At 65.4% G+C, this 21,536-nt stretch carries 16 protein-coding genes and 2 tRNA genes; all 18 read left to right on the plus strand.

Features of this window, described 5'->3' with window-relative positions; all coding sequences use genetic code 11:
* The 18 genes from dnaA (at nt 1) to CBI38_RS00090 (ending at nt 21,497) form a co-directional block, all read left to right on the plus strand.
* Complete coding sequence (gene dnaA, locus CBI38_RS00005) at nt 1-1,587, plus strand: chromosomal replication initiator protein DnaA (protein WP_109325304.1); 1,587 nt, start codon at nt 1-3, stop codon at nt 1,585-1,587.
* 661 nt (nt 1,588-2,248) lie between these two features.
* Nucleotides 2,249-3,433, plus strand: coding sequence for a DNA polymerase III subunit beta (gene dnaN, locus CBI38_RS00010; protein ID WP_109325305.1), 1,185 nt, complete (start codon nt 2,249-2,251; stop codon nt 3,431-3,433).
* Entirely contained in the window at nt 3,430-4,407 is a 978-nt protein-coding gene (gnd, locus tag CBI38_RS00015; protein WP_257792494.1) for a phosphogluconate dehydrogenase (NAD(+)-dependent, decarboxylating), read from the plus strand. The genes dnaN and gnd overlap by 4 nt, the downstream gene beginning before the upstream one ends.
* Nucleotides 4,408-5,649, plus strand: a complete 1,242-nt coding sequence (recF, locus tag CBI38_RS00020; RefSeq protein ID WP_109325311.1) for a DNA replication/repair protein RecF — start codon at nt 4,408-4,410, stop codon at nt 5,647-5,649. It abuts the gene before it with no gap.
* A complete protein-coding gene (locus CBI38_RS00025; RefSeq protein WP_109325312.1) occupies nt 5,633-6,193 on the plus strand; it encodes a DUF721 family protein in 561 nt (186 codons plus the stop codon). Before recF ends, CBI38_RS00025 begins: the two co-directional genes overlap by 17 nt.
* A gap of 123 nt (nt 6,194-6,316) precedes the next feature.
* The gene (locus CBI38_RS00030) at nt 6,317-7,231 is read left to right on the plus strand and encodes a metal-dependent hydrolase (RefSeq protein ID WP_109325313.1); all 915 of its coding nucleotides are present in this window, start codon (nt 6,317-6,319) and stop codon (nt 7,229-7,231) included.
* Entirely contained in the window at nt 7,228-8,346 is a 1,119-nt protein-coding gene (locus CBI38_RS00035; RefSeq protein WP_109325314.1) for a PDR/VanB family oxidoreductase, read from the plus strand. Before CBI38_RS00030 ends, CBI38_RS00035 begins: the two co-directional genes overlap by 4 nt.
* A gap of 58 nt (nt 8,347-8,404) precedes the next feature.
* A complete protein-coding gene (locus CBI38_RS00040; RefSeq protein WP_109325316.1) occupies nt 8,405-9,328 on the plus strand; it encodes an alpha/beta fold hydrolase in 924 nt (307 codons plus the stop codon).
* A 222-nt stretch (nt 9,329-9,550) separates the two neighbouring features.
* Nucleotides 9,551-11,593 carry a DNA topoisomerase (ATP-hydrolyzing) subunit B gene (gyrB, locus tag CBI38_RS00045; RefSeq protein WP_109325317.1) on the plus strand — a complete coding sequence of 681 codons (2,043 nt, stop codon included), beginning with the start codon at nt 9,551-9,553 and terminating at the stop codon, nt 11,591-11,593.
* Nucleotides 11,594-12,010: 417 nt separating this feature from the next.
* Nucleotides 12,011-14,863 (plus strand): sensor histidine kinase, encoded by a 2,853-nt coding sequence (locus CBI38_RS00050; RefSeq protein ID WP_109325318.1) that lies wholly within the window; start codon nt 12,011-12,013, stop codon nt 14,861-14,863.
* The gene (locus CBI38_RS00055; RefSeq protein WP_109325319.1) at nt 14,860-15,276 is read left to right on the plus strand and encodes a roadblock/LC7 domain-containing protein; all 417 of its coding nucleotides are present in this window, start codon (nt 14,860-14,862) and stop codon (nt 15,274-15,276) included. The genes CBI38_RS00050 and CBI38_RS00055 overlap by 4 nt, the downstream gene beginning before the upstream one ends.
* A 7-nt stretch (nt 15,277-15,283) precedes the next feature.
* On the plus strand, nt 15,284-15,658 hold the full coding sequence (locus CBI38_RS00060) for a DUF742 domain-containing protein (protein WP_109325322.1): 375 nt from the start codon (nt 15,284-15,286) through the stop codon (nt 15,656-15,658).
* Between the two features lie 13 nt (nt 15,659-15,671).
* A complete protein-coding gene (locus CBI38_RS00065) occupies nt 15,672-16,223 on the plus strand; it encodes a GTP-binding protein (RefSeq protein WP_109334763.1) in 552 nt (183 codons plus the stop codon).
* Between the two features lie 11 nt (nt 16,224-16,234).
* Complete coding sequence (locus CBI38_RS00070; protein ID WP_109325323.1) at nt 16,235-17,077, plus strand: MHYT domain-containing protein; 843 nt, start codon at nt 16,235-16,237, stop codon at nt 17,075-17,077.
* 149 nt (nt 17,078-17,226) lie between these two features.
* Nucleotides 17,227-19,749, plus strand: coding sequence for a DNA gyrase subunit A (gyrA, locus tag CBI38_RS00075; protein ID WP_109325324.1), 2,523 nt, complete (start codon nt 17,227-17,229; stop codon nt 19,747-19,749).
* Nucleotides 19,749-21,122 carry a DUF3566 domain-containing protein gene (locus CBI38_RS00080; protein WP_109325325.1) on the plus strand — a complete coding sequence of 458 codons (1,374 nt, stop codon included), beginning with the start codon at nt 19,749-19,751 and terminating at the stop codon, nt 21,120-21,122. Before gyrA ends, CBI38_RS00080 begins: the two co-directional genes overlap by 1 nt.
* 108 nt (nt 21,123-21,230) lie before the next feature.
* Nucleotides 21,231-21,304, plus strand: a tRNA-Ile gene (locus CBI38_RS00085).
* Nucleotides 21,305-21,424: 120 nt separating this feature from the next.
* Nucleotides 21,425-21,497 (plus strand) — tRNA-Ala (locus CBI38_RS00090).
* The last annotated feature ends 39 nt before the right edge of the window (nt 21,498-21,536 follow it).

A 21,536-nucleotide genomic window follows, 5' to 3' on the forward strand; every position in this document is an offset into this window, starting at 1 on the left:
GTGAACGAGGATCCGAATGCGCTCGCACGGATCTGGATCGACGTCGTCGCTGACCTCACGTCCGATTCACCCGGTGGCGATCTGCCGCCGTTGACGCGTGGCCAGAAGGCATGGTTGGCACTCGTCAAACCGTTGACACTGGCCCAGGGTTTCGCTCTGCTCTCGGTTCCGTCGCCTTTCGCGCAGGAAGCGATCGAACGGGATCTTCGTGAACCGATCCTCCACGCGCTGGGCCGGCACCTCGGTGAACAAGTGGAGGGTCTCGGCGTTCGAATCGCAGCCCCGGTCGACAACGAACCCGACTCCGATCCTCCTCCCCGGGACCACCGACCCGAACCCGACCACCGGCACACTCCCCGGCATCTCGAGCCGTCGGCCACCAGTGCGGGCACCTATCGCCGTCGCCGATTCGGCTCCGGTGAAGACCAGCCCTACTCCGACACCACAGACTTCGAAGAGGTCGACGACGACAGTGAGGCGCTCGCGAGTGTCCACGAGTCGTGGCCGTCCTACTTCACGAAGCCACCGACGGGACCGGCGCCCACAGCGACGGGCGGCAACAGCCTGAACGCGAAGTACACCTTCGACACTTTCGTCATCGGCTCGTCGAACCGCTTCGCGCACGCGGCCGCCGTCGCCATCGCCGAGGCTCCTGCCCGCGCCTACAACCCGCTGTTCGTGTGGGGCGCGTCGGGCCTCGGCAAGACCCACCTGTTACATGCGGCCGGTCACTATGCGCAACGTCTCTTCCCAGGGATGCGGGTGAAGTACGTATCCACCGAGGAGTTCACCAACGACTTCATCAACAGCCTCCGGGACGACCGGAAAGTGGCGTTCAAGCGTCGCTACCGTGAGACCGACGTGCTGCTGGTCGACGACATTCAGTTCATCGAGGGTAAAGAGGGTATCCAGGAGGAGTTCTTCCACACCTTCAATACGCTTCACAATGCGAACAAGCAGATCGTCGTGTCCTCCGACCGACCGCCGAAGCAGCTCGCCACGCTGGAGGAACGCCTCCGCACCCGCTTCGAATGGGGCCTGATCACCGACGTCCAGCCGCCCGAACTCGAGACCCGCATTGCGATCCTCAGCAAGAAGGCCCGCATGGACCGGCTCGAGGTGCCGGACGACGTCCTCGAGTTGATCGCCAGCCGGATCGAGCGGAACATCCGGGAACTCGAGGGTGCGCTCATCCGGGTGACCGCTTTCGCCTCCCTGAACAGGCAGCCCCTGGACCTCACGCTGGCCGAGGTAGTCCTGCGTGATCTGATGCCGGATTCGTCGAGTCTCGAGATCAATGCGGCCACGATCATGGCCGTGACGGCTGAGTACTTCAACATGTCGATCGACGACCTGTGTGGCCCGGGCAAGGCCCGTCCGCTGGCGCAGGCGCGGCAGATCTCCATGTACCTGTGCCGTGAGCTGACGGACCTCTCGTTGCCGAAGATCGGTCAGACATTCGGCCGCGACCACACCACCGTCATGTACGCGGACAAGAAGATCCGCAAGGAGATGACGGAACGCCGGAAGGTCTACGACCAGGTCCAGGAGCTCACAGCCCGCATCAAGCAGCGCTCCAAGCGGTAGATCGTCGCCCTGCCTCCTCGTGCCCCGGTAGTTCGATTGCCGGGGCACGAGTCGTCGTGAGGGGTGTGGCCGGCGACGGCGGGTGGCTCGAGCCGTCCCTCGAGGGCCTCCTCGAGCCCTTTCCTCGAGGTCGCCCTCGAGGGGTTGCTCGAGCGTCGGCTCGAGGGGGTACTCGAGGGTGGGCGCACCGAGCGGGCGCGCGACACACCGGTGCAACACGCCGACGCCGAGACCTGGGGAAAAGCATTCACACCTGTGGATAAGTGTGGGGATGACGGGGAATCTCTGTGGACAGAACGTGCAGAACTTTGAACAACCTCGAGTAGTCCACACGGGTGCCTGATTGGTCCTCGAGTTTGTCCTCGAGAATTCCCCATGGGGCCGGGCGGACCGACCAGCGCCTAAGGCCGTTCGTCCACAGATTCCACAGGACCTAATAGTACTTCTGAATATTTCTTCTAAGAAACTCTTTCAAAACAGGCTTGGGGATCGAGTCGGTTCACAGGCCCCCGCCGGGGACTCGAGGACCGGGGCGTTCCGCTTTCAAGTTCGTCCTCGAGGGCTTACGGTTATGCATCGCCGCTCTGTGAAAGACTGCAGTGCCAGTGGTCACGGCTCGACCGTGCCGACCAACCGTGCTACCGAGAGGAACAACCCGGCGATGGAGCTTGGAAGCCTGAAGTTTCGCGTCTCCCGGGAAGAATTCGCTGATTCAGTGGCATGGGTCGCCCGCAGTCTGCCGTCGCGACCCCCTGTCCCGGTTCTCGGCGGGGTTCTCCTTGACGCAACCGAACAAGGGTTGACGGTTTCCGGATTCGACTACGAGGTGTCGGCCCAGGTGCGGGTTGCGGCAGAGGTCGGCAGTACGGGACAGGTCCTGGTGTCCGGCAAGCTGCTGGCTGACATCACGAAGGCCCTCCCGAACAAGCCGGTCGATGTGACCCTCGAAGGCACACGCGTTCTGATCGCCTGTGGAAGTGCCAAGTTCTCGCTGCCCACCATGCCGGTCGAGGACTACCCCCAGCTCCCGCAGCTGCCCCAGCAAACTGGTTCCATCCCCGCTGACCTCTTCTCCGAGGCAATCAGTCAGGTGGCGGTCGCTGCAGGCCGAGACGACACTCTGCCGATGCTGACGGGCATTCGTGTCGAGATCGAGAAGAGCACGATCGTGCTCGCCGCTACCGACAGGTTCCGTCTCGCCGTGCGGCAACTCGAGTGGTCGCCCACCAACCCCGACACGTCGGCTGCCGTCCTCATCCCTGCCAAGACCTTGTCCGAGTCGGCCAAAACTCTTGCCGGAGATGCTACTTCGCCCGTCGAGCTCGCTCTGGGTTCCGGCTCCGCCGTCGGCAACGACGGACTTCTCGGCATCGTCAACGACGGACGCCGCACCACCACCCGACTCCTCGACGCCGAGTTCCCGAAGTTCCGCCAGCTCCTGCCGTCCGAGCACACCGCCATGGCGACCGCCCCGATTGCCCCGCTCATCGAGGCCATCAAGCGTGTGGCGCTGGTCGCGGAGCGTGGCGCACAGGTCCGCCTCCAGTTCTCTGCCGAGGGACTCCTCCTCTCGGCCGGGGGTGACGACGCGGGCCGGGCCGAGGAAGGCCTCAACGCGGTTTTCCGCGGCGAGCCCCTGACCATTGCCTTCAACCCGGGTTATCTGATCGACGGACTCTCCTCGCTCCACAGCGAGGAGGTGCTGTTCGGTTTCACCACCCCGAGCCGTCCCGCCGTGCTGCGCCCCGCCACCGAAGAAGAGATCGAGCCGGACGATTCGGGTAACTTCTCGGCGCCCGAGAGCGCGTACACCTACCTGCTGATGCCGGTCCGCCTCCCCGGCTGACGCGTCGCTGGAAGCGAAAGGGTCACTGTCGGAAGAAGTCTCACGAGCGGACGGAGATCACGATGCAGGTCGGGTTGGTCGGACTCGGGAAAATGGGATTCAACATGCGTGAGCGTCTGCGCGCGCACGGTCACGAGGTAGTCGGCTACGACCCTCGTCCCGAGGTCACCGACGTGGCATCCCTGACGGAACTCGCGCAGCGACTCGAGTCTCCGCGAGTCGTGTGGGTGATGGTTCCGGCGGGGAAGATCACCCAGGACACCGTGTCGGAGCTGTCGACCGTGCTCGAGTCCGGGGACCTGGTCATCGACGGTGGAAACTCGAGATATACCGACGACCGTGTGCACGGCGAGATGCTGGCGTCCCGGAATATCGGTTACCTGGACTGCGGTGTGTCCGGCGGAGTCTGGGGACTCGAGAACGGTTACGGGCTGATGGTCGGTGGCGCGGAAGCCGATGTCGCACGGGCACTTCCGATCTTCGATGCGCTTCGCCCCGAGGGAGAGCGGGCGGACGGCTTCGTCCACGCAGGTCCGATCGGAGCCGGCCACTACGCGAAGATGATTCACAACGGCATCGAATACGGCCTGATGCAGGCGTACGCCGAGGGATACGAATTACTCGAGGCCGAAGAGCTCGTTACCGACGTTCACGGTGTTCTCCGCGCGTGGACCAAGGGCACCGTCGTGCGGTCGTGGCTGCTCGAACTTCTGGTCAAGGCGCTGGGTGACGACCCAAATTTCGCGGAAATCTCCGGGTACACAGAGGATTCCGGTGAGGGCCGCTGGACGGTGCAGGAAGCGATCAACCATGCCGTTCCGGCGCCCGTGATCTCGGCGGCGCTGTTCGCGCGTTTCGCCTCGCGGCAGGACGATTCCCCGGCCATGAAGGCGGTGTCCGCGCTACGCAACCAGTTCGGTGGACACGCTGTGAAGAAGGCCGTGGGCGAGCCGGAAACCGGCTCTGGAACATAGGTGTTCGTCCGCGCATTCTCGCTCAGAGACTTTCGGTCCTGGGACGCACTGAGCCTCGACCTGCGTCCGGGGTGCACCGTCTTCGTCGGTCCCAACGGGCACGGCAAGACGAACGTGCTCGAGGCGCTGGGATATCTGTCCACCCTGTCGTCGCATCGAGTCAGTTCGGATGCTCCGCTGATCAGGACGGGTACCGGACAGGCCTTCGCGGGCGCGACCGTCGTCAATGCCGGTCGGGAACTGACGGTGGACGTCGAACTGATCGAGGGTAAGTCCAACAAGGCCCGGATCAATCGATCGCCGACTCGTCGTCCGCGCGAGATTCTGGGGATCTTGCAGACGGTGTTGTTCGCCCCCGAGGATCTGTCCTTGGTTCGCGGCGACCCGGGAGATCGGCGTCGCTACCTCGATGAACTCCTCACTTCCCGGATCCCGCGGATGGCAGCGGTGCGTGCGGACTACGACCGTGTCCTACGGCAGCGGTCGGCGCTGCTGAAGACGGCCGGTGGTGCGTTGCGGCGGGTCTCGCGCAGCGGCGCTTCCGCCAGTGAGGACGGCGCAAGCGCTCTGGCGACCCTCGAGGTGTGGGATGGGCATCTGGCCGCGCACGGTGCTCAACTGCTCGCCGGGCGGCTACAACTCGTCCACGACCTCGCCCCTCATCTGGCGGAGTCGTACCGATCACTCGCTCCCGAATCCAGACCGGCAAGTATCCGTTACCGCTCGAGCCTCGGCTCGTCCCTCCCGCCGGAATTCTCCGACCCGTCACGGAATCCCGCGCAGGATGACGTCGCCTTTCTCGAGGAGCGATTCCTTCACGAGTTGTCGGTGATGAGGTCGAAGGAGATCGAGCGGGGGGTGTGCCTGGTCGGACCTCATCGCGACGATCTCGAATTGCAGCTCGGCGACACACCTGCCAAGGGGTTCGCGAGCCACGGGGAGTCCTGGTCGTTCGCCTTGTCTCTGCGACTGGGGGCGTTCGCGTTGCTGCGAGCAGACGGCAGTGATCCGGTTCTGATGCTGGACGACGTATTCGCGGAGCTGGACCGGCGTCGTCGCAGTGCGCTCGCCCGCGTCGCCGTGGACGCCGAACAGGTACTCATCACCGCAGCGGTGCCGGAGGACGTTCCCGCAGAACTCGATGCCGTCCGGTTCGGTGTGGAGGCCCGCGACACGGATCGAGGACGCATCTCGCAGATTACGGACAAGAGTGAGGAGCTGCCTGATGACGGAGGGTCATGACCCCACCCCCGCGGAGACTCCGGAACCGGAGTTGAAGGGTGTCGACCTCGCCCGGCGCGCCCTCGAGGAGGCACGGGCCGCCGCAAAGGCGAGCGGTAAATCTGTGGGCCAGGGTCGGCGTTCCGGAACGGGGGTTCGGAGCCTGCGTGCCCGTCGCCGGCGTGGGTGGTCGGGTCCGGGGCCCGACGATCGTGATCCGCAGCCGTTCGGTGCGCTGACGAGCGCACTCGCGAAACAACGAGGCTGGGCACCCAAGGTGTCCGAGGGGACGGTTCTGGGCCGGTGGACGCAGGTTGTCGGTGAGGACATTGCCTCGCACGCCGAGCCGACCGGGCTTCGTGACGGAATCTTGAGTGTGTCCGCGGAGTCGACTGCGTGGGCTACCCAGCTGCGAATGATGCAATCACAGATACTCGCGAAGATTGCCGCGGCCGTCGGTGACGGCGTCGTGAAGTCACTGCGTATCACCGGCCCCTCTGCTCCGAGCTGGCGAAAGGGTGAGCGACACGTGCGCGGGCGCGGGCCGAGGGACACCTACGGCTGAGCTGATTCGGTGACAGGCCCTGGCCGTATCTGATACCCGATGTTACAGTTATCTCGAGTTGTTGAGTGAACTGTGCCACATCGAATCCGCGTGGCTCAGTGGTCGGCACGAAGGAGTAACCGAATGTCCGCCCCGACTGCACCGCGTAACCGAACGGCGATTCCGGAACCGGATCACATCCTGTTGCAGGCCAGAAACGTCGAGTTCGACTGGTCGAACCTCCCTATGCACTGGATCCCGGGCGATCCATTCAGCACGCACGTTCTGAACGTTCTGCACCTTCTCCTCCCCGCAGGAGAGGAGTGGTTCGTCGACACGTTCAAGGAGGCGCTGCCCCTGATCGAGGACGAGCAACTGCGTGACGACGTCGTGGGCTTCATCGGCCAGGAGGCAATGCACTCCAACGCCCACTCAGGGGTGTTGATTCATCTGAAGGAGAAGGGCCTCGATCCCACGCCCTTCACCGATCAGATGGAATGGACCTTCAAGAAGATTCTGGGACCGCGCCCACTGACCGGGTTGCGGGAAAAGAACCACTTGATCGAGCGCCTCGCCGTCATCGCCGCCATCGAGCACATCACTGCATTCCTCGGTGACTGGGTGCTCAATGCCGAGGGTCTCGATCGCGCGGGCGTGCACCCGACCATGCTCGACCTGCTGCGGTGGCACGGTGCCGAGGAGGTAGAACATCGCTCCGTCGCCTATGACGTCATGCGGTACTTCGACAAGCGTGAATCCCGGCGCATTCGTACCCAGCTGATCGTGACGCCGGTGATCGTATGGCTGTGGGTGCGGGGAACCCGTTTCCTCATGCGTAACGATCCTGAACTCGCCCCGTGGTCGGAACATCGGCGTAAGCCGCATCTGTCCGACTTCTTCGCGGCGGGTAAGCGTGGAACCTTGCCCACGGCATGGGAACTGACGAAAAGAATGTCGACGTATTTCACTCGGTCGTACCACCCCTCGAACGAGGGGTCGACGGCGCAGGCGGTGAAGTACCTGGCGTCGTCGCCGGCGGCACAGGCGGCGCAACGATGAAACTCGCTTCCATGCGAAACGTCCTGAAAGCCAAGGGCCTTACTCGCTACGACGCACCGCCGGACATCAAGGGTCGAGAACGACCGGACCGCGCCATGCGTATCACCGAGGCCGTCGCCGAGAAGTACCTCCGTGTACTCACGGCCTACGAGTACAACCCGGTGGTTGCCGGGCACAATCCCGACAGTGCGATGACGCTCGTCGTGTCGCATCGCCAAGTCGTGGCCCGCGATGCCAACGTGGTGTTGCTCCGGTTCGAGTCGGAAGACGGTGCGGCCCTTCCCGAGTGGCACCCCGGGTCACATCTCGACTTCCACCTGCCCTCCGGTCTTCGGCGCCAGTACTCGTTGTGCGGCGATCCGTCCGATCGACACGGTTACAGTGTCGCCGTCCGGCGAATCCCGGACGGGGGCGGCGGCTCCGTCGAGATGCACGCGCTCGAGCCCGGGTCCTCGGTGACGGTCCGCGGTCCCCGCAACGGGTTTCCGTTCGTCGGTGAGGGCAGCGCGCTGTTCGTCGCAGGCGGTATCGGAATCACTCCCATCCTGGCGATGGTGAGGGCGGCTCGAGAACTCGGAATGGATTGGCAGTTCGTCTATTCCGGGCGTTCGCGCGAATCGATGCCGTTCCTCGACGAAATCGAAACCTTCGACACCTCACGCGTGTTCATCCGGCCCGACGACGAGTTCGGACTGCCGAGCTCGACCGACCTGCTCGAGCGTGCGGTCCCCGGCGGTGCGGTCTACTGTTGCGGGCCCACCCCGATGCTCGAATCGGTTCGGCGCGGATTTGCGTCGAGTCCCGCCGCGGCGCTGCATTTCGAACGATTCGGTGCACCACCGGTACTCGACGGCCGCGAGTTCGAAGTACAACTGGTGAGCACCGGCGAGGTGCTCACCGTTCCCGCCGACGAGTCGGCGCTGAGCGTGATCAAGGACAGGCTGCCCGGTGTCGGATATTCGTGCCAACAGGGTTTCTGCGGTACCTGCCGGGTAAAGGTGCTAGCGGGCAAGGCGGAACACCGTGAGAACCGGCTCACCGACACCGAACAACAGGACGAAATGCTCATCTGTGTCTCCCGTTCCGAGGGCGGTCGTCTCGTCCTCGACCTGTGAACCGACGACACCGACGACACCGACGACACCAAAGCTTCGAAAGAGTCGAGGACCCTTCATGAGTGCACACATCCCCGGCACTGCCGTGCGGATTTCCAACGGACCCGTGGAACTCGCGGTGTTCGAACAGGGCAATCCTGCCGGCGACACCATCGTCCTGGTACACGGCTGGCCGGACACCCATGAGTTGTGGCAACGCGTGGTGCCCTTCCTGGCGGAGCGTTTCCGGGTGATCAGCTACGACAGTCGCGGGGCAGGGGACAGCACCGTGCCCACCCGCGTGGCGGACTATCGACTGCCCGAGCTGGCGGGTGACCTGTTCGCGGTCATCGACGCGGTGAGCCCGGGTAAGCCGGTTCACGTCCTCGCCCACGACTGGGGGTCGGTGGAGGCGTGGGAAGCCGTCTGTGAGCAGGGGGCCGCCGAGCGGATCGCGTCCTTCACGTCGGTGTCCGGGCCCAACCTCGATCACCTGGGCAAGTGGATGCGCCGCCGGATATCGGACCGCAGCTTCGGTGGACCGCTCGCCCAGGCGGTGGCGTCGGCCTACACGGTTCTGTTCCAGATTCCCGGGCTGGCCACACTGCCGCTTCGGCTGTGGTTCTCGCGTCACTGGCCGGCATTCCTGAAATTCTTCGACGGACTCGACCCCGCGCTCGTGCAGCCCGGCCCGACGCTGGCGGACGACATGGTGAACGGTCTGAAGCTCTACCGGGCGAATATCAGGACGTGTCTCGGCAGGCCCCGCGACCGCTACACGGACGTGCCGGTTCAGCTTATTCTCAACGCCAGAGACAAGGCAGTGCGCCCGGTGGGCTACGAGGACACCGAGAAATGGGCGCCCGACCTGCGACGTCGTCACATCGACGCCGGACACTGGTCACCGATCTCGCACGCGGAGGACATTGCCCAGCTCACGGCGGAGTTCGTCCTCGATCTCGACGAGCGGGCGTTCCGCGATGTCGAGGAGCGCGGCGCCTGACGAATCTCAGGGCCGTTCGGCCTAGGTTTTCACCCCCGAACCATCCTGAAAATTCGCCTACGGGCCGCTCAGGGGTGTCATAGCCCTCTTGTGGCCGTGGCGTACCAGTATGATGGCCGAGGTAACTAGCGGCAAGATTCCCGACTCTCGTTCTCCGCAGGCCCGGACAGGGCGGCGGACGCGTGTGCCGGGTAGTGGACGGAGAAGGAGAGCTACCCACCCGTGGCTGCCCAGAAGTCAGACAAAAGCACCTCCAGCAAGGACTACGGCGCTTCTTCCATCACCGTCCTCGAAGGACTCGAAGCAGTTCGTAAGCGACCGGGTATGTACATCGGTTCCACCGGTGAACGCGGTCTGCACCACCTGATCTGGGAAGTCGTCGACAACTCGGTCGACGAGGCCATGGCCGGCTACGCCAGCAAGGTCGAGATCACCCTTCTCGAGGACGGCGGAGTCCAGGTCGTCGACGACGGTCGTGGCATTCCGGTCGGAATGCACGCGTCCGGAGTTCCCACCGTCGAGGTGGTCCTCACCCAGCTGCACGCCGGCGGAAAGTTCGACTCCGACTCGTACGCCGTCTCCGGTGGTCTGCACGGTGTCGGTATCTCCGTGGTGAACGCGCTGTCCACCACCCTCGAGGTCGACATCAAGCGCGACGGCTTCCGCTGGACCCAGACCTACACGGATTCCAAGCCCGGCGAGCTCGTCAAGGGCGACCCCACCAAGGAAACTGGAACGACCGTCCGGTTCTGGGCCGACTCGAACATCTTCGAGACCACCACCTACAGCTTCGAGACGGTCGCGCGGCGCCTTCAGGAAATGGCATTCCTGAACAAGGGCCTGACGATCACGCTCACCGACGAGCGCGTCAGCGACGCCGAGGTCACCGAGGAGGTCGTCAGCCAGGTCGCGGAAGCGCCGAAGACCGCGGAGGACGAGTCCGCCGAGGCGCAGTCCCCCGCCGTCCACAAGGTCAAGACCCGCATCTACCACTACCCGGGCGGTCTCGAAGACTACGTGCGGCACATCAACCGCACGAAGCAGCCGATCCACAACTCCGTCGTCGGGTTCACCGCCAAGGGCACCGGCCACGAGCTCGAGGTGGCAATGCAGTGGAACTCCGGTTACTCGGAGTCGGTGCACACGTTCGCCAACACGATCAACACCCACGAAGGCGGCACCCATGAGGAGGGTTTCCGGTCGGCGCTGACCGCAACGGTCAACAAGTACGCGCTCGACAAGAAGCTCCTCAAGGAGAAAGACCCCAAGCTGACCGGTGACGACATTCGTGAAGGTCTCGCGGCCATCATCTCGGTGAAGGTGTCCGAGCCGCAGTTCGAAGGACAGACCAAGACCAAGCTCGGCAACACCGAGGTCAGGTCCTTCGTGCAGAAGGCGTGTAACGAGCACCTGTCGCACTGGTTCGAGGCCAACCCCGCAGACGCGAAGACCATCGTCAACAAGGCGGTGTCCTCGGCGCAGGCGCGTGTGGCGGCACGTAAGGCGCGCGAGCTCGTGCGTCGCAAGAGCGCCACCGACCTCGGTGGTCTACCGGGCAAGCTCGCCGACTGCCGGTCCAACGACCCCAGCAAATCCGAGATCTACATCGTGGAGGGTGACTCCGCAGGCGGCTCGGCCAAGTCGGGGCGTGACTCGATGTACCAGGCGATCCTGCCGCTGCGCGGAAAGATCATCAACGTCGAGAAGGCGCGCATCGACCGTGTCCTGAAGAACACCGAAGTCCAGTCGATCATCACTGCGTTCGGCACCGGAATTCACGACGAGTTCGACATCGCCAAGCTCCGATACCACAAGATCGTGCTGATGGCCGACGCCGACGTCGACGGCCAGCACATCGCAACGCTGCTGCTCACGCTGCTGTTCCGCTTCATGCGCCCGCTCGTCGAGCACGGTCACGTCTACCTGGCACAGCCCCCGCTGTACAAGTTGAAGTGGCAGCGCAGCGACCCGGAGTTCGCGTACTCCGACCGCGAGCGGGACGTCCTGGTGAAGGCCGGTCTCGAGTCCGGCAAGAAGATCAACAAGGACGACGGCATCCAGCGGTACAAGGGTCTCGGCGAGATGAACGCCAAGGAACTGTGGGAGACCACCATGGATCCGACGGTGCGTGTGCTGCGTCTCGTCACCCTCGACGACGCCGCCGCCGCCGATGAACTGTTCAGCGTCCTCATGGGCGAGGACGTGGAGGCCCGGCGTAGCTTCATCACCCGTAACGCCAAGGACGTTCGCTTCCTCGACGTGTAGGTATCGGGCGCAGATCCACACCGAAGTCGTTGCAGCCACCGGCGGGCAGAGCCCCCGGTGGCTGCGCCGTATACGGGTGACCGATGCCTCGACTCCGCGACGATCTCGACTGCGCCGCGCGGTTCTGTGTAGCCTGGGCCGCTGATCAACCCGCAGAAACGGGAACGTACGAGATCAGTGGTGCGCATGTTACTCGAAAGTAAGAGTCGGTGAAGTTCTGTGGTAGAACGTTCCCCGTGGGGACGTGATGAACTCGTTACATTCGGAGATGGGTGCGCCGGGCAGCGCCGCACGGCGCGCAACTGATCGATCACTTCCCTCCGTCGTCACGTGTCGTCGCGGCCGACCGTCTGCTGCCGCGGGCGTGGTTTCGAACACCGACCCGCGATCGATGAATGGGTGGAAAGGAAGCGTGGGATGAGCGACGATTCGCCGCCCCGGGCAAAGTTCTGGGATATCGAGGGCTGGGGGCTGCGATGGAAGGTCACTGCAGTCCTCGCGGTCCCCGTCACGGTCGCCATGGTGCTCGGTGGGCTCCGAGTGCAGAGCGAACTGAGTAACGCCGTTCACTTCACCGAGGCCGCCGACCAGATCGTCGGCGTCCCCGGCATCGTGGCCCTCGAGGCAGCGATGGGCACCGTCGCCAGCGGTTATGCATCCGGCACGCTCACCAAGGAAGACCGGGAAACTACGGAGACACTGATGGCTGAGGTGTCCGAGCAGGCCCGCAACCCAGAACTTCAACCGACCGTTGCCTCGTCGATCCGCCAGACGGTGTCGGATGGGCGTGCACTTCTGAACCTGATGGACTCCCCAGGGGTCAGCGCTGACCTGATCGCGGAACGAAACCAAGTGTTCGCAAAGGATTTCATTGGTGTCGTGGATAACATCGTGCGGCCGATCGACGACAGCGAAGTGGTCGACAAGGGATACCTGCTGTCCAGCGCGTGGCAGGCGCAGCGCAGGTTGTTCGATCAGGCTATGGGTCTCATCGCGGTCAAGGACGCCTACGCGGGCCCGCAGGGCCGGGAGAAGGCGCGAAACGGCGACCTTCCCATGTCGTCCGTGGTCGCCGCGGCCGGTGCCGAATCCAGCCTTCTCGACGTTCTGAACAGGTACTACCCGAAGGACGATGCTCGGCTCACGACCCTGCGCGACAACATCGCCGCCCGCAACGCGCTCATCGATCAGGGTCTTGCCGATGCAGCGCGGGGCGGGGTCCTCCCCATCCTGCAGCTGCGTTCCTCGCTGATCGGCAGCCGTGACGTCTACCAGGAGCTGACGAGCGAGGCTGCGCAGGACATCGCCGCCACGGTGCAGACGCGGGCAGCAGAGACTCGGTCCGCCGCGCTGCGCGATACCGCCATCGTCCTCGGCACACTGCTCGCCGCTCTCGTCCTGGCACTCCTCGTGTCGCGGTCGCTGATCGGCCCGATTCGACGACTGCGGTATGGCGCCCTGAAGGCGGCCCGCCGCGACCTGCCGGAGGCGATCGAGCAGATCAGGTCCAGCGACGATCCGAGAGATCTGTCATTCGATCCGGTGGCCGTGCATTCGACGGAGGAGATCGGACAGCTCGCCCGCGCCGTCGACGACATCCACGGTCAGGCCCTCAAACTCGCCGGTGAGCAGGCGCAACTGCGCCTCCAGATCAACGACATGTTCGAAACCCTCGCCCGCCGGAGCAAGTCGCTGGTCGACCAGCAGCTCGGACTCATCGAAAACCTCGAGTTCGAGGAAAAGGACCCGAAGCGACTCGAGAGCCTCTTCCGGCTCGACCACCTGGCCGCGCGTATGCGCCGAAACGGTGAGAACCTCCTCATCCTGGCCGGTACCCGGGTGCGTCGTTCCCAGGCGGCGCCGATTGCTCTCGGCGACGTTCTGCGTGCCGCGATCTCCGAGGTGGAGGACTATCAGCGCGTCCAGATGGGAGCGACACCGGAAGGTGCCCTCAGCGGTGCCGTCGTCACCGACGTCGTCCACCTTCTCGCCGAACTCGTCGACAACTCGCTGCGGGCCTCACCACCCGACACGGTGGTCACGTTCAGCTTTGCCCGGGCGGTCGACGGCGGGGTGCTCCTCGAGATCGCCGACCGCGGCATCGGTATCCCGGCCGACGACATGCGGGACATCAACGAGCGGCTCGCATCCGGCGGCGAGGTCGGTCCGGAGACGGCACGCCACATGGGTCTGTTCGTGGTGAGCCGGCTCGCCAAGCGGCACGGTCTCACGGTGCGGCTGCGGTCCACTTTCGACACCGCACGCAACCCCGGCGTGACCGTGAGTATTCACATTCCCAACGCACTGATCGTGTCGCAAGCAGCTCGCCAGGACACCGGCTCGCAGCGCAAGATCAACCAGGCGCCCGTCCGAGCGGCCATCCCGGCGCCCGCGCCCCGGCGGGACGACGCGCAGCAGCCCTCTACCCGGGGCGGTCTGCCCACCCGCACGCCGCAGTCTCGGCCGGACCCGACACCCACCACCACCGCCGTACCCGCCGTCACCACGGCGTCGGGGACGAGCCTGCCTCGTCGTCAGCCCGGCGCGAGCGGTATCGCCGGCGACCCAGGTACGCCGGCCGCGGCACCGAACGGTCAGTCGCCGGACACCGTGAACGTCCGCGGAACCGGCGCCATGCCGAAACTGCCCGTGCGACGACCGCAGGCGGCTACCCCAACAACGCCGGCTGCCCCCGAAACGCCGGCTGCCGGACCTCGGTTGCCGCAGCTCCCGCGGCGCGAAGACCGGCCGGTGCCGGACCGCTCGGCGTCTACGCCGCCGCCCCCCGCATCCGCGGATCAGGCACCCGTGCGGCACCGCTACCGCACCGATCCGGCCAAGACGGCGTCGTTCTTCCAGTCTCGAATCGATCCGCCTCCGGCGGAGGCAGTGCAGCGGCCTGGCGGAGGTACTCCGATCTTCGCCGACATGGTGTCCGACTGGCTCACCGATCCGACGGGAGACGAAGGCGCCCCCGGTGTCTGGCAGTCCGCCGGTGACGCGGGCTGGTCCGCCGTCGAGCGTGTCACGTCGGCCCCCGTCGAGGTGGACCCCGAGATCGGCCTGCCGAAACGTCGGCCCGGCGAACGCCTGCTTCCCGGCACGGTCGAGGGCGCGCACAATACGGGGACGCTGCGACGCGTGCGCGATCCTGAGACAATTCGCGCCAATCTCAGCCGTCACCAACAGGGCATCCGAAACGGCAGGGCCACGAAGCTCGCGCAACGCAACAGCCTCGCGGAACGCAACATCATTGAAGGAGACCAATGAACACCGCTCATGGATCCGACGTCACGCGACCTCTCGACTGGTTGGTGTCCAACTTCGCCAGCGACGTACCCGGCGTCTCCCATGCCGTGCTCGTGTCGGCGGACGGCCTCCTCATGGCGGCCAGCGCCCACCTGCCGATCGACCGGGCCGAGCAGCTCGCCGCGGTGACCTCCGGGCTCGCCAGCCTGTCGGCGGGGGTGTCACGCCTCTTCGAAGGTGGTGGAGTGCTCCAGTCGGTGGTGGAGATGCAGCACGGTTACCTGCTGTTGATGAGCGTCGGTGACGGATCCCATCTCGCCACCCTCACGGACGCCGAATGCGACATCGGGCAGGTCGGGTACGAGATGGCCATCCTCGTCGATCGCGTCGGCGCGTCGGTCGAGGCGACGCCGCGCACTCCGCAGGGCCTCTGACTTCGAGATGGCCATGGACGACCAGCACTTCGAGCATCCGGGACCGAATATCGTTCGCCCGTACTCGCTGACGTCGGGGCGAACCCGGCCGGCGGTCGAGCTCGCTCTCGAAGCTTTGATCCAGGCGTTGCCGCAGTCGGTGGACCGGCAATGGGAACTCGACGATGTCAACGCGGCCATCGTCGCGTTGTGTCAGCAGTCGCCGTCGGTCGCCGAGATCGCCGCCCGGGTCGGGGTGCCCTTGGGGGTGGCCCGCGTCCTGGTGGCCGACCTCGTCGAGGCTGGTCATCTGCAGATCCTGGCAACCCTGAAGGAAGATTCGACCGACTCCGAACGTCGTGAACTCATCGAAAGGGTCCTCAGTGGACTTCGCGAAATCTGAACCCCGCAACCGGGTGACCTCGACCAAGATCGTGATCGCCGGTGGGTTCGGCGTCGGCAAGACCACGCTGGTCGGTGCTGTCTCCGAGATCGTCCCCCTGCGGACCGAGGCGCTCGTCACCAACGCGAGCGACGGCGTCGACAACCTGGCTGCCACCCCGCAGAAGGGCACGACCACGGTCGCGATGGACTTCGGTCGCATCAGCCTGGCCGACGACCTGGTCCTCTACCTGTTCGGAACGCCGGGGCAGCACCGGTTCTGGTTCATGTGGGACGACCTCATCCGCGGCGCGATCGGGGCGATCGTCCTGATCGACACCCGCCGACTGGACGAGAGCTTCGCGGCGGTCGATTTCTTCGAGGCCCGTCGCCTGCCGTTCCTGGTCGCGATCAATGAGTTCGACGACGCGCCGCGTTATCCGATCGAGGACATCCGCGCAGCGCTCGCGATATCGGAGGATGTGCCGATCATTCCCATCGATGCCCGCGATCGTGAGTCGGCGAAGCAGGCGCTCGTGGCGATCACCGAATATGCACTGACCAAGCTTCACACGGCCGTGTACTGAGGATTCGAACAATGTCGGACGAGTTACAGCAGTTCTCCATGGGCACGTGGGTGGTCGGTCTTGCCGTGGTCACCGCGTTCATCGGCCTCTTCGTCGGTATTGCCAGTGGCCGCAAGGCGATGACGGCGACGAGCCCGCGTCAGCGCTATCTCTGGCTGGCGTGGGGTGCGTTGTCGATCGGTGGCATCGGGGCGTGGCTGCCGCACTACATCGCAATGGTCGGGTTCGAGGTCGTGGGAAGCACCCTGCGTTACGACGCCCTGTGGATCGTGGGGTCGTTCGCGGTACCTGTGCTCGCAGCCGGCGTGGCGTTGCTGATCATCAGTCCGCCGCCGAGTAAGCATCGGCGGCCGACCACCTCGGTGGAGATCAGCCGGCTGGCCGCAGCTGCCGCGATCCTCGGTCTCGGTCTCGCCGGCATGCACCTGGCCATCGTCTCCTCGCTCGTGATCCAGGGATCCGTGAGTTTCGACCCGGTGCTGACGGGTGTGGCAGCGGTAATCGGCCTGGTCCTCGGTGCCGCGATCATGTGGTCGATCTCGATTCTCGATTCGCGGGCGCTGCGTCTGGTCGCGTCGCTGGTGGTGGCGGCCGCCCTGGTGGCCATGCACTACACGGGTGTGTTCGGGCTGAGCGTGACGGTCGATCCGGAGGCGCCGCGCCCCGACGGTCTCGAGGTGTTCTCCATCCTGTTCCCGGTCTTCGTGCTGGGCATGCTGGTAGTGACGATCCCGATCACGGCGCTGCTGATGGCGCCCGACCGGGTGGCCGCCGAACTCGAACTCGAGGCCGACATGCTGGCCGCCGAATCGCTCGCGGCCGAAAGCCGCGGTAGGGAACTGGAACTGCGGTAGCGGACACGCGGAACCCGCCCTGTTCAGGAGTGCATCCGAGTCCTTCACCGTTCCAGCTGACCTGCACCTATAGACTCGGGTGGTTGCGTGACGTCGTGCAGGACCACTCGTCCGCGAGGAGACGTCAAGCCGAGTAGAAGAAGGAGCTCATGACTGACACAACGTTGCCGCCGGAGGGACCGGGGCACGACCGCATCGAGCCCGTCGACATTCAGCAGGAGATGCAGAGCAGCTACATCGATTACGCCATGAGCGTGATCGTGGGCCGCGCGCTGCCCGACGTGCGGGACGGCCTCAAGCCGGTGCACCGGCGTGTCCTGTACGCAATGTACGACAACGGTTACCGGCCCGACCGCGGTTATGTGAAGTCTGCGCGACCGGTGGCCGAGACCATGGGTAACTACCACCCCCACGGTGACGCTTCCATCTACGACACTCTCGTGCGCATGGCGCAGCCGTGGTCGCTGCGCTACCCGCTCGTCGACGGTCAGGGCAACTTCGGTTCCCGCGGTAACGACGGCGCCGCAGCCATGCGGTACACGGAGTGCCGCCTGACTCCGCTGGCCATGGAAATGCTGCGCGAGATCGACCACGAGACTGTCGATTTTGCTCCGAACTACGACGGCCGGACGCAAGAGCCGACAGTTCTCCCCAGCCGTATCCCCAACCTGTTGATCAATGGTTCCGGTGGCATTGCCGTCGGTATGGCCACCAACATCCCGCCGCACAACCTGCGCGAGGTGGCCGAGGCGATCTACTGGGCTCTTGAGAACTGGGAAGCCGACGAGGAGTCCACCCTCACGGCCGTCATGGAACGGGTCAAGGGACCCGACTTCCCGACACACGGTCTGATCGTCGGTGGTCAGGGCATCCATGACGCGTACACCACGGGTCGCGGATCGGTCCGGATGCGCGGTGTGGTGGAGATCGAGGAAGACGCCAAGGGGCGCACCACGATCGTCATCACCGAACTGCCGTTCCAGGTCAACCCGGACAACCTGATCACGTCGATCGCCGAACAGGTCCGCGATGCCAAGATCGCCGGCATCTCCGACATTCACGACGAGTCCTCGGACCGCGCGGGTATGCGCATCGTCGTCACCGTCAAGCGTGACGCGGTCGCGAAGGTCGTCCTCAACAACCTGTACAAGCACACTCAGCTGCAGACCAGCTTCGGGTGCAACATGCTGTCCATCGTCGACGGTGTGCCCCGCACGCTGCGCCTGGACCAGATGATCCGGCACTACGTCGTCCACCAGGTCGAGGTCATCCGCCGTCGTACCGAGTACCTGCTCCGCAAGGCCGAAGAACGCGCGCACATCCTGCGTGGACTCGTCAAGGCGCTCGACGCCCTCGACGAGGTCATCGCCCTGATCCGCGCCTCGCAGACGGTCGACATCGCGCGCGCCGGCCTGATGGAACTCCTCGACGTCGACGAGATCCAGGCCGATGCGATCCTCGCCATGCAGCTGCGTCGTCTCGCGGCTCTCGAGCGTCAGAAGATCGTCGACGAACTCGCCGAGATCGAACGTGAGATCGCCGACCTGCAGGACATCCTCGCCAAGCCCGAACGCCAGCGTGCGATCGTGCGGGACGAGCTGAAGGAGATCGTCGACAAGCACGGTGACGATCGACGCACCCGCATCGTCGCGGCCGACGGTGACGTGGCCGACGAAGACCTCATCGCCCGCGAAGACGTCGTCGTCACCATCACCGAGACCGGCTACGCCAAGCGCACCAAGACCGACCTGTACCGCTCGCAGAAGCGTGGCGGCAAGGGTGTGCAGGGCGCCGGCCTCAAGCAGGACGACATCGTGTCGCACTTCTTCGTCAGCTCCACGCACGACTGGCTGCTGTTCTTCACGACGAAGGGCCGCGTGTACCGGGCCAAGGCCTACGAGCTTCCGGAAGCGAGCCGCACGGCGCGCGGCCAGCACGTGGCCAACCTGCTGGCCTTCCAGCCGGACGAGCGGATCCAGAGCGTCATCAAGATCAAGACCTACGAGGACGCGCCGTATCTCGTCCTCGCCACCCGCAACGGCCTGGTCAAGAAGTCGAAACTCACCGATTTCGACTCCAACCGGTCCGGCGGCATCGTCGCCGTCAACCTGCGCGGTGAGGACGAACTGGTGGGCGCCGTGCTGTGTTCCGCCAACGAAGACCTTCTGCTGGTGTCGGCGAAGGGGCAGTCGATCCGTTTCTCGGCCACCGACGAGGTGCTGCGCCCGATGGGCCGCGCCACGTCCGGTGTCCAGGGCATGCGGTTCAACGAGGACGACGAGCTGCTGTCGCTCAACGTCGTGCGCGAAGGCACCTATCTGCTGGTCGCGACGTCGGGCGGATACAGCAAGCGCACCCCGATCGAGGATTACGTGCCACAGGGACGGGGCGGAAAGGGCGTACTCACGATCCAGTACGACCCGAAACGTGGCACCCTGGTCGGAGCGCTCATCGTGAACGATGACGACGAGCTCTACGCGATCACCTCGGGCGGTGGCGTCATCCGCACCGCCGCCAAGCAAGTCCGCAGGGCCGGTCGGCAGACCAAGGGCGTTCGGTTGATGAACCTCGGGGAAGGCGACACCCTGCTCGCGATCGCGCGCAACGCCGACGAACCGGACGAGCCCGAAGACAACGCCGAGAGCAGCGGCAAAGGAGCTAAGGAGTCCTAGTGAGCACTCCCAACCAGCCAGGCGGTGACAAGCCGAGCGCGGGTTCTGCCGGGTCGGCGGCCTCCGAGCAGCACGCCACCCGCACGCCCGAGAACGGCTCTGCCCGGTCGAACCCCACCTCGGGTTCGACCCCAGGTCAGGCGCCTGCGGGTCGTGGGCCCGGCCCCGCGGCAGGTCCCGCTGCCCGGCCCGGCGCGGCGCCGCCGCAACATCAGGGGCCTCGTACCCAGGCTCCCCACACGCAGGCCCCCCAGAGTCGGCCCTTGCCGCCTCAGCAGGGACGGCCCGCTGCGGGTGCTCCCGGCCGTCAGGGACCGCCTCAACAGGGGCCTGCCGACCGTGCCGCCGGCAACCAGGCGCCCGCCCGCAGCCAACCGCCCGGCAACCCTGCTCCCGGTAATACGGCTCCGGCCGATCCGGCAGGCAACCGGGCACCTGCGTCCGGCGCTCCCGTCGACGGTGCACAGCCCGTTCGGGGAAGTCAGGCACCGCCGTGGCAGCGGGGTATGCAACGAGAGCCGCAGACCAACCTGAAGCGGCCGCTGCAGGGACAGCCGGGGCAGCCCGGTTCCCAGCAGCGCCCGCGTCCCGACTCCCCGTCGTCCGCTGCCCCTGCTACGGGTGCCGCTGCTGCCGCAGCAGGGGCGCCGGGTGCGCAGAAGCCGTCCACGGCGCCCACCACCACGCCGCCGGGGGCACCGACTCAGGCCGTTCCAGTACAGAAGGGACCCCCGGCCGCGCCGAAGGGGCAGCCCGCTCCCACCCAGGGGCGGCCGTCCAGCGCTGCTGCCGCTGCCGCCGGTGTCACCGGTACCGCTGCTGCGGCCGCGGTGTCGCAGCGGGAATCGGCCAAGGCCAAGGCGTCCGCGATCGACGGGCCGACCCGGCACATCAATCGTGACGTGCTCCCCAAGGACATGCCCGACCTCTCCGAGGCGAAGCACCCGCTGCCTGCGGCAGCGGCCACCGGGCAGCAGCCGAAGGTGGCCGCCGCCCCCCAGCGCGTCGAAGAGGGCGAGGCTCTGCGGGCGACGGTGCAGATTCGCAAGGTCGACCCGTGGTCCACGCTGAAGATCTCCTCGGTCATCTCGGTGTCGCTGTTCTTCGTGTGGATGGTCGCGGTCGGTCTGCTGTACGTCGTGCTGGACGGTATGGGCGTCTGGGACCGGCTGAACAACGCGTTCACCGACATCGTGGCGGAGTCGAGCTCGGAGGGGCTCGTGACGGCCGGCCAGGTCTTCGGTTACGCCGCCGTCATCGGACTCGCGAACATGGTGTTGTTCACGGCGCTCGCCACCATCGGGGCGTTCATCTACAACCTCTGTTCCGACCTCGTCGGCGGTGTCGAAGTGACCCTCGCCGATCGAGACTGAACTGGGAAAAGGCCGTCTCACCGGACCGGTTTTGGTATCTGCCGGTCCGGTGGGGTAATCTTCCGACTCGGTTCAGGGAACTGCGCAAGACTGGTTTCCAGACTTCAGGGGCCTATAGCTCAGGCGGTTAGAGCGCTTCGCTGATAACGAAGAGGTCGGAGGTTCAAGTCCTCCTAGGCCCACTCCTGGTGCCGGTGAAAGGTCATTCGCATGAAGGTCCTCCTGATCGTGGGAGCCGGAGTGCTGGTGACGATAGGACTCACCAAGTTGCTGCGCAGCAACGAGGTGTGGCACGAGGTAACGGGGCCTTAGCTCAGTTGGTAGAGCGCTGCCTTTGCAAGGCAGATGTCAGGAGTTCGAATCTCCTAGGCTCCACAGAAAGAATGCACGTAAAGCCACCTCCCGAATCCGGGT

It is taken from the genome of Rhodococcus oxybenzonivorans (assembly GCF_003130705.1).
GTDB lineage: Bacteria > Actinomycetota > Actinomycetes > Mycobacteriales > Mycobacteriaceae > Rhodococcus_F > Rhodococcus_F oxybenzonivorans.

Excerpts from the sequence above, each read along its gene's own strand:
- dnaN (WP_109325305.1), top strand. The coding sequence starts at position 2,249 with ATGGAGCTTGGAAGCCTGAAGTTTCGCGTCTCCCGGGAAGAATTCGCT.
- CBI38_RS00025 (WP_109325312.1), top strand. The coding sequence starts at position 5,633 with ATGACGGAGGGTCATGACCCCACCCCCGCGGAGACTCCGGAACCGGAG.
- CBI38_RS00030 (WP_109325313.1), top strand. The coding sequence starts at position 6,317 with ATGTCCGCCCCGACTGCACCGCGTAACCGAACGGCGATTCCGGAACCG.
- CBI38_RS00035 (WP_109325314.1), top strand. The coding sequence starts at position 7,228 with ATGAAACTCGCTTCCATGCGAAACGTCCTGAAAGCCAAGGGCCTTACT.
- CBI38_RS00040 (WP_109325316.1), top strand. The coding sequence starts at position 8,405 with ATGAGTGCACACATCCCCGGCACTGCCGTGCGGATTTCCAACGGACCC.
- CBI38_RS00050 (WP_109325318.1), top strand. The coding sequence starts at position 12,011 with ATGAGCGACGATTCGCCGCCCCGGGCAAAGTTCTGGGATATCGAGGGC.
- CBI38_RS00055 (WP_109325319.1), top strand. The coding sequence starts at position 14,860 with ATGAACACCGCTCATGGATCCGACGTCACGCGACCTCTCGACTGGTTG.
- CBI38_RS00060 (WP_109325322.1), top strand. The coding sequence starts at position 15,284 with ATGGCCATGGACGACCAGCACTTCGAGCATCCGGGACCGAATATCGTT.
- CBI38_RS00070 (WP_109325323.1), top strand. The coding sequence starts at position 16,235 with ATGTCGGACGAGTTACAGCAGTTCTCCATGGGCACGTGGGTGGTCGGT.
- gyrA (WP_109325324.1), top strand. The coding sequence starts at position 17,227 with ATGACTGACACAACGTTGCCGCCGGAGGGACCGGGGCACGACCGCATC.